The sequence below is a fragment of the uncultured Sphingomonas sp. genome (genome assembly GCF_946477935.1).
Lineage (GTDB): Bacteria > Pseudomonadota > Alphaproteobacteria > Sphingomonadales > Sphingomonadaceae > Sphingomonas.
Window position 1 is genome coordinate 1 of the sequence record NZ_CAMLAC010000199.1, and the last position, 6,732, is coordinate 6,732.

Here is a 6,732-nt window from a genome sequence, read left to right on the forward strand (position 1 = left end):
GACCACGGTGGTGACGCCGCCGCCGATCGTCAACGTGCCGGTGCCGGCGCCGTCGATCTCGACGACGAGCATCATTCCGCTGAGCCAGCCTACGGCGCCGCCCGCACCGCCTGCTCCGCCGGCCCCGCCTGCGCCGCCTGCGGCTCCGGTGGTCAGCAAGGCTGCCGGCGCAAAGGGCGATCCCGCGCAGTGGATCTCGACGGACGACTATCCGCCGAGCTCGATCCGCGCGCAGGAAGAGGGCACGACCGCCATCAAGTGGGACATCAACACGCAAGGCCGTGTCGAGAACTGCGTGGTGACCCAGTCGAGCGGTTCCAGAGCGCTGGACGACGCGGCTTGCCGCGCGATCACGCGCCGCGGTCGCTACAGCCCCGCGATGGATCAGTCGGGCAATCCGATCCGGTCAAGCTCGTCGCGACGCGTGACGTGGCGCCTGCCGCAAGAGTGACGTTCAGCACCATCCCGTTTTTACGATTTAGTCAGAGGACCTAACCAATCATGCTCACCACCATCCTCGCCGCGGGCGGCGCTGCGGCCGGAGCCGAGGCAAACCCTTACGGCCTCGGCGCTGCGCTTCGCGAAGGCGGCCTGATCTCGCAGTCGGTGTTCACGATCCTCGTGCTCATGTCGGTCGTGTCCTTCTACATCCTGTTCTCGAAGCTCTTCGAGCAGCAGAAGATCATCAACCAGGCAAAGCGCGTCCGTCAGGGCTTCTGGACCTCGAACTCGCTGCGCGAGGGCTCGGCCAAGCTCGAGAAGAACTCGGCCTACAAGCAGATCGTCGACGACGGCCTGGCCGCGCAGGACCAGCACTCGAAGCTGACCGATCCCGTCGAGGCGCATGACTGGCTGCACGGCTCGCTGGCGCGTTCGGAAGCGGCGATCAACTCGAAGCTGGGCGGCGGTCTCGCCTTCCTCGCGACCGTCGGCGCGACCGCACCGTTCATCGGTCTGTTCGGTACCGTGATCGGCATCTACCGCGCGCTCATCAAGATCGGCTCGTCGGGCCAGGCGTCGATCGACGCGGTCGCCGGCCCGGTCGGTGAGGCGCTCATCATGACCGCGCTCGGCCTGGTCGTCGCGGTTCCGGCCGTGCTCGCCTACAACTGGCTGCAGCGTCGCAACAAGGGCATCGCCGAGGACCTGTCGGCCTTCTCGAACGACGTGCTCGGCTTCCTGGCTTCGAACGGTGCGGTTCGCCCGACCACCGGTTCGGCTGCTGCCGGCAAGCCCGCAACCGTGAAGGCGACCCCCGCCACGACGACCGCCGGCCAGGCCGGTGGTGTTCAGACGCGCGCCTGAACCGAGAAGGGGCAGGGTCGCCGTGGTGGCGGCCCTGCAACCCGGCCGGTGGTATGAACCTTCGGTCGGGCCGGTGTTACCACACCGGCGACAGAATGATGGATAGGATAGCTCGCACATGGCGATGAGCGTTGGAGGGGACTCCTCCGAGAAACCGATGTCGGAGATCAACACGACGCCCCTCGTGGACGTCATGCTGGTGCTTCTCATCATCTTCCTGATCGCGGTTCCCGTTGTGATCCAGTCGGTGCCGCTCAAGCTGCCCGATGTGCGGTTCGACCCGACCACGACCAAGCCCGAAAACGTGTCGCTTTCCGTCACGTCCGAGAATGGCCAGTGCGCGGTGTACTGGAACCTGACCCGGGTCAATTCGAACGAGCTGCGTGAACGTGCCGTCACCAAGCTCCAGGCCGAGGTGGATCGGCTTGGCCCGAACATCACGCCGGACCAGCTGCCCGAAGCGCATATCCGCGGGGACGTGAATACGCCCTACCGGTGCATCGGCGGCACCATCTACACGATGCAGCAGGCCGGTTTCGCCCGCGTCGGCTTCATCTCCGAGCCCGCCCCGGGCGGCAACCCGCGCGCCTGACGCGCGGTCTGAAGGAGTAGCTTGCCATGGCAATGAGCGCCGGATCTGACGACGGCGAGCCGATGATGGAAATGAACACGACGCCGTTGATCGACGTCATGCTCGTTCTCCTCATCATGTTCATCATCACGATCCCGATCCAGACGCACGCGGTGAAGGTCGACCTGCCGGTCAACTCGAAGAACGCGCCGCAGAACCCCGTCGACCCGCAGAAGAACAAGGTGGGCATCGACGAGCAGGGCGTCGTCACCTGGAACGGGTCGCAGGTCGATGAAGTGACGCTGCGCCAGTATCTCGACCAGTCGGCTGCAATTAATCCCGAGCCGGAACTTCATTTCCAGCCCGCGCCCAATGCGAAGTATGAAGCAGTGGATCGCACCCTGGCGGTGATCAAGCGGTCGGCGGTGACCAAGCTCGGCTTCATCGGCAACGAGCAGTATCGCAACGATTTCTGATCGCTGACGATCAGGTGAGAAGACAGGGCGGTCCTTCGGGACCGCCCTTTTTCGTGATGCGCCATCGGACGGAAGGGACGGATCTGACGCCTGGAGCAAGCTGCATCAAATTTGATCCACCTCGCTCCGTTCGTGCGGAGCCCTTCGCCTGGCTGGCAAGCCAGCCGCTCAGGATAAATTTAGGCGCTTTGCGCGGAAGTCGAAGCACAGGCACCGGCGCGTAGCCTTCGACTGCGCTCAGGCCGAACGGATGCGATGACGCAGCTTTAAGGCACGATGATTTAGCCTGATCCGTTAGTGCCGAGCCCTCCGGCAGGCGGACAAGCCAGCCCCTCATGATAAGCATCAGCATTTCGTGCTGAAATCGCTGTGCAGCCACTTGGCTCATGGCCTTCGACTGCGCTCAGGCTGAACGGATATGGTGCTCCGGGTATGGCGCACGATACGCAGATGCTCGATGCGGACCGGGCGATCTACAGGCGAAGGGGCTCCGCCCGACGGACTTTGCCCCCTTACACCTTTCTAAAGGGGCAAAGTCCGGATCGTACAAACCGAACTGCGTCCTGCTCCATCGGTCATTCACATGATCCGGGGCAAACACACTGCACGAGGGTTCAGCGGGATGCTGGCCAGAATCGCAGCGCCGGATCGTCAACCGGGCCGTGCGTCATCCGGTGTGTGTCTTCGGCATAGTCGAAGGTCATCTGCCATGGATCGGTGTCGCCCTGGCGTGGAAGCATGTCGAGGGCACGGGTGACATAGCCAGCAGCGAAATCGAGCAGGGGCCGGGTCCGGATGGGGCCAGCCGGTCGCTCGGCAACGACGATGCGCGCTTCACGCGCGTCCATCAGTTCCAGCAAACGGCAGAAATGCCGGCAGATCAGACCGACCTTCAACGTCCAGGAGGCATTGGTGTAGCCGATGGTGAAGCTGAAATTGGGAACGCCGTCCAGCATCATGCCCTTGTACACGAGGTGGTCGGCCGGATCGATCGTCTTGCCATCGATGGCTATGGTAGCGCCGCCGAACAACTGCAGCTTCAGGCCCGTTGCGGTGACGAGGATATCGGCGGCAATATGCTCGCCGGAGGTCATGACGAGGCCGTCCGTGCTGAAACGAGCGATCGCGCCGGTGACGATCGATGCGCGGCGACCATGCAGCGCGGCAAAATAGTCGCCGTCCGGCGCGACGCATAGCCGTTGATCCCATGGCTGATAGGGCGGAACGAAATGAGGATTGATCGGGAAGCCGGTCGGGAGCGACCTGCGGTTCGCCCAGCGGATGAAGCGGCGCGCGGCGCGCGGGTAGCGCTGGAACAGCGTGTAGATCCATCGCTGCCGCGCGATGTTGACGCGGCGGGTTATGGCATAGGCGGTGGTGGCCGGCAGGATGCGGCGAAGTACGGCGTGCATGCGGTCACGACCGGGAACGGGCAGGATGTAGGTGGGCGTGCGCTGGACCTGCACGACATGGGCGGCGGTGCGGGCGAGCGCGGGGACGAGCGTGACGGCGGTGGCACCGCTGCCGATCACCGCGACGCGCTTGCCGGCGACGTCGAGGTCGTCGGGCCAATGCTGGGGATGGACAATGCGGCCGGCAAAATCCTCTCGCCCCGCAAAGTCGGGTACATAGCCCTTCGCATATTCATAATAGCCGGTCGCGCCGAACAGCCAGCGACATTGGAGCGTGACTGTCTCGTTTAGATCGGTGCGCCGGACCTCGACACACCAGAGCGCCGCGTCACTGTCCCAATCCGCCCGAATGAGCCGGTGATGATAGCGGATCGCGCGGTCGACGCCGTATTCGGCGGCGGTGTCGCGCAAATAAGACTGGATGGCCGGGCCATCGGCGATCGCCTGATCGGAGGGCCAGGGCCGGAATTCATACCCGAAGGTGAAGAGATCGGAATCCGAGCGGATGCCGGGATAGCGAAAAAGATCCCAGGTGCCGCCCAGATCGCCCCGCGCCTCCAGAATGGCGAAGCGCTTGAGCGGCATCAGGCGGCGCAGATAGCAGGCGCATCCGATACCCGACACGCCCGCGCCGACGATGATGACGTCAAGAATATCCGGGTTCACGTCGGGCGGCGTCGTGCCCGTGAACGGCCCGGTCAGGCGTGCAGCCTTTTGGCGAGGGCGCCGCGCTGTTCGGCAATTTCGGACTGGGCGCGGCGTAGCGCCTCCACCTCGGTCGCGGCCAGGACGTCATCGATTACGCGGCGCAGATGGTCGCGCATCGCCTTGCGGGCGGCAGCGGAATCGCGGGCGCGCAGGGCATCGACGATCAGCCGATGCTCCTCGACACGGGGGTGGACGCCTTCGCGCCGCGCCTCGGCGAACATATGTGCGCTGAGCGGTGCCCGGTCACGCAGCGTCCACAGCATGTCGATCACCGTAGTGATGACGGTATTGCCCGTCGCCTCGGCGATGCGCAGGTGGAACAGGCGATCGGCCTCCACCGCCTCGGGGCTGGAGGAGGCGACGGCGGCCATGTCGCCGAGAATGCGATCGAGTTCGGCGACCGCCTCGTCATCAATCACGGTCGCGGCCACGGCGGCGGCTTCGCCTTCGAACAGGATTCGCGCCTCGATGAGCTCGAAGGCGCCGATGTCGAGTTCAGCCGGGTCGGCCGCCTGGGGCGTGATCGCGGTGACGTACAGGCCGGAACCGTGCCGCGCCTCGACCAGCCCGCGGATTTCCAGCGCGATCATCGCTTCGCGGATGGTGGGGCGGCTGACGGCATATTCCTCCGCCAGCTCGCGCTCGCCGGGCAGGCGCATGCCGGTGGTATAACGCCCCTGATCGATGGCCTCGACGATCGCATGGACGATACGCTGGTACAGCTTTTCGCCGCGCTGCTTCATGGCGTCCTCATGTCATGCCGGGCGCGGGGGTACAATAGTCCGCACACTGCGGCGGCCGTTCCGATGCAGTCGTTGATCTTGTCCGGCAAATCGGCACACTGGTGAAAAGTGGAGGGGAGAGGGGCATGTTGGACCGACGCACATTCTGCGGCAGCGTGGCGCTGGCCGCGGCGCTGCCGTCGTATGCCCGCGGGCGTACGACACCTGCGGGCGGCGGCTTCGTCTTCAGCTATTTCCGGAACGCCGACAATGGCGGGGCGGGGATGCGGCTGGCGATCAGCGAGGATGGCTATCGTTACCGTGCAGTGCGTGGCGGTGCCCCGATCCTGGTGCCGATGGTGGGCGAGAACAGATTGATGCGCGATCCGTGCATCGCGCGCGATCCGGTGACGGGCCTGTACCATATGGTGTGGACCACCAGCTGGACGGGCGTGACGATCGGTCATGCCGCGTCCCGCGACCTGATCCACTGGTCGGAGCAGCAGGCGGTGCCGGTGATGGCGGCGTTCCCGGGCACGCGCAACAGTTGGGCGCCCGAGCTGGTCTGGGACGCGCAGGCACGGCACTTCGTGATCGTGTGGGCGAGCACGGTGGGAGAGGCCGGAAAGGAGGGCGACCATCGGCTCTACGCCACCACGACGCGGGACTTTCGCCGGTTCGCGCCGACGCGGCTGTTCTACGATCCCGGCTTCAGCGTGATCGACGCGACATTTCTGGAGCGCGACGGCCGGATGCTGATGTTCGTGAAGGACGAGCGAAAGGAGCCGCTCCGCAAGGTGATCCAGTGGTGTGAGGTATCGCTGTCGCCGCCGCGTTTCGGGGCCTTGTCGGCGCCGATCACGCCGGCATGGAGCGAGGGACCGACCGCGGTGATGGTGAACGGAGAGATCGTGCTGTTCTTCGATCGCTACACCGAGAAGCATTATGATGCGGTGGCCTCGCGCGACGGGAAGACGTGGCGGGACGTGTCCGACCGGATCGCCATGCCGGCGGGGGCCAATCACGGCACGATCATACCGGTCGGGGCAGCGCGGTTGAAGGCGCTGGCGGCGCTCGGCTGAACAACCCCTAAGCGGAGGCCGCCTGTGCATGGGCGATGCCTGCTTCCAACCCGCGCAGTTCGGCCAGGCCGCGCAGGCGCCCGATCAGCGAATAGCCGGGATTGCAGCGCCGGGTGAGGTCGTCGGCCATCTGGTGACCATGGTCGGGGCGCATCGGGATGCTGCGTCCTTGTGTGAGGGACAGGCGGTGGATAGCGGCGATGACGGCGGGCATGTTCGCGTCGCCCTCCAGATGCGCCGCCTCGTGAAAGGCATGGTCGCCTTCGCGTTGGACGGAGCGGAGATGGAGAAAGCCGATGCGGGCGCCGAGCCGCTCGATCATGCCGGGTAGGTCGTTGTCGGGGTGGGCGCCGAGCGAGCCGGTGCAGAAGCACAGGCCGTTGGAAGCGGCGGGAACCTGGTCGAACAAGGCGGTGAGGTCGGCTTCGGTGCTGGCGATGCGGGGGAGGCCGAAGA

At 65.5% G+C, this 6,732-nt stretch carries 8 protein-coding genes; 5 read left to right on the forward strand and 3 right to left on the reverse strand.

What is annotated here, in order from left to right; genetic code table 11:
- The 4 genes from Q0U08_RS16070 to Q0U08_RS16085 all read left to right on the forward strand — a co-directional run.
- The coding region (locus Q0U08_RS16070) for an energy transducer TonB (RefSeq protein WP_298092565.1) at positions 1-451 on the forward strand (451 nt) is incomplete at its 5' end.
- Between the two features lie 50 nt (positions 452-501).
- Positions 502-1,305 (forward strand): MotA/TolQ/ExbB proton channel family protein, encoded by an 804-nt coding sequence (locus tag Q0U08_RS16075; RefSeq protein WP_298092566.1) that lies wholly within the window; start codon positions 502-504, stop codon positions 1,303-1,305.
- A gap of 118 nt (positions 1,306-1,423) precedes the next feature.
- On the forward strand, positions 1,424-1,897 hold the full coding sequence (locus Q0U08_RS16080) for a biopolymer transporter ExbD (protein ID WP_298092568.1): 474 nt from the start codon (positions 1,424-1,426) through the stop codon (positions 1,895-1,897).
- Positions 1,898-1,923: 26 nt separating this feature from the next.
- Positions 1,924-2,352 carry a biopolymer transporter ExbD gene (locus tag Q0U08_RS16085; RefSeq protein ID WP_298092569.1) on the forward strand — a complete coding sequence of 143 codons (429 nt, stop codon included), beginning with the start codon at positions 1,924-1,926 and terminating at the stop codon, positions 2,350-2,352.
- Positions 2,353-2,966: 614 nt separating this feature from the next.
- On the opposite strand, the gene Q0U08_RS16090 is transcribed toward Q0U08_RS16085, so the two are convergent.
- Together Q0U08_RS16090 and Q0U08_RS16095 are read right to left on the reverse strand one after the other, a co-directional pair.
- The gene (locus tag Q0U08_RS16090) at positions 2,967-4,430 is read right to left on the reverse strand and encodes an NAD(P)/FAD-dependent oxidoreductase (protein WP_298092571.1); all 1,464 of its coding nucleotides are present in this window, start codon (positions 4,428-4,430) and stop codon (positions 2,967-2,969) included.
- A gap of 32 nt (positions 4,431-4,462) precedes the next feature.
- Entirely contained in the window at positions 4,463-5,215 is a 753-nt protein-coding gene (locus Q0U08_RS16095) for a FadR/GntR family transcriptional regulator (protein WP_298092573.1), read from the reverse strand.
- Between the two features lie 125 nt (positions 5,216-5,340).
- On the opposite strand from Q0U08_RS16095, the gene Q0U08_RS16100 reads away from it, so the two are divergent.
- The gene (locus Q0U08_RS16100; protein WP_298092574.1) at positions 5,341-6,276 is read left to right on the forward strand and encodes a glycoside hydrolase family 43 protein; all 936 of its coding nucleotides are present in this window, start codon (positions 5,341-5,343) and stop codon (positions 6,274-6,276) included.
- Between the two features lie 7 nt (positions 6,277-6,283).
- On the opposite strand, the gene Q0U08_RS16105 is transcribed toward Q0U08_RS16100, so the two are convergent.
- Positions 6,284-6,732 (reverse strand): mannonate dehydratase (locus Q0U08_RS16105; RefSeq protein ID WP_298092576.1); only part of this gene is annotated, 449 nt, incomplete at its 5' end.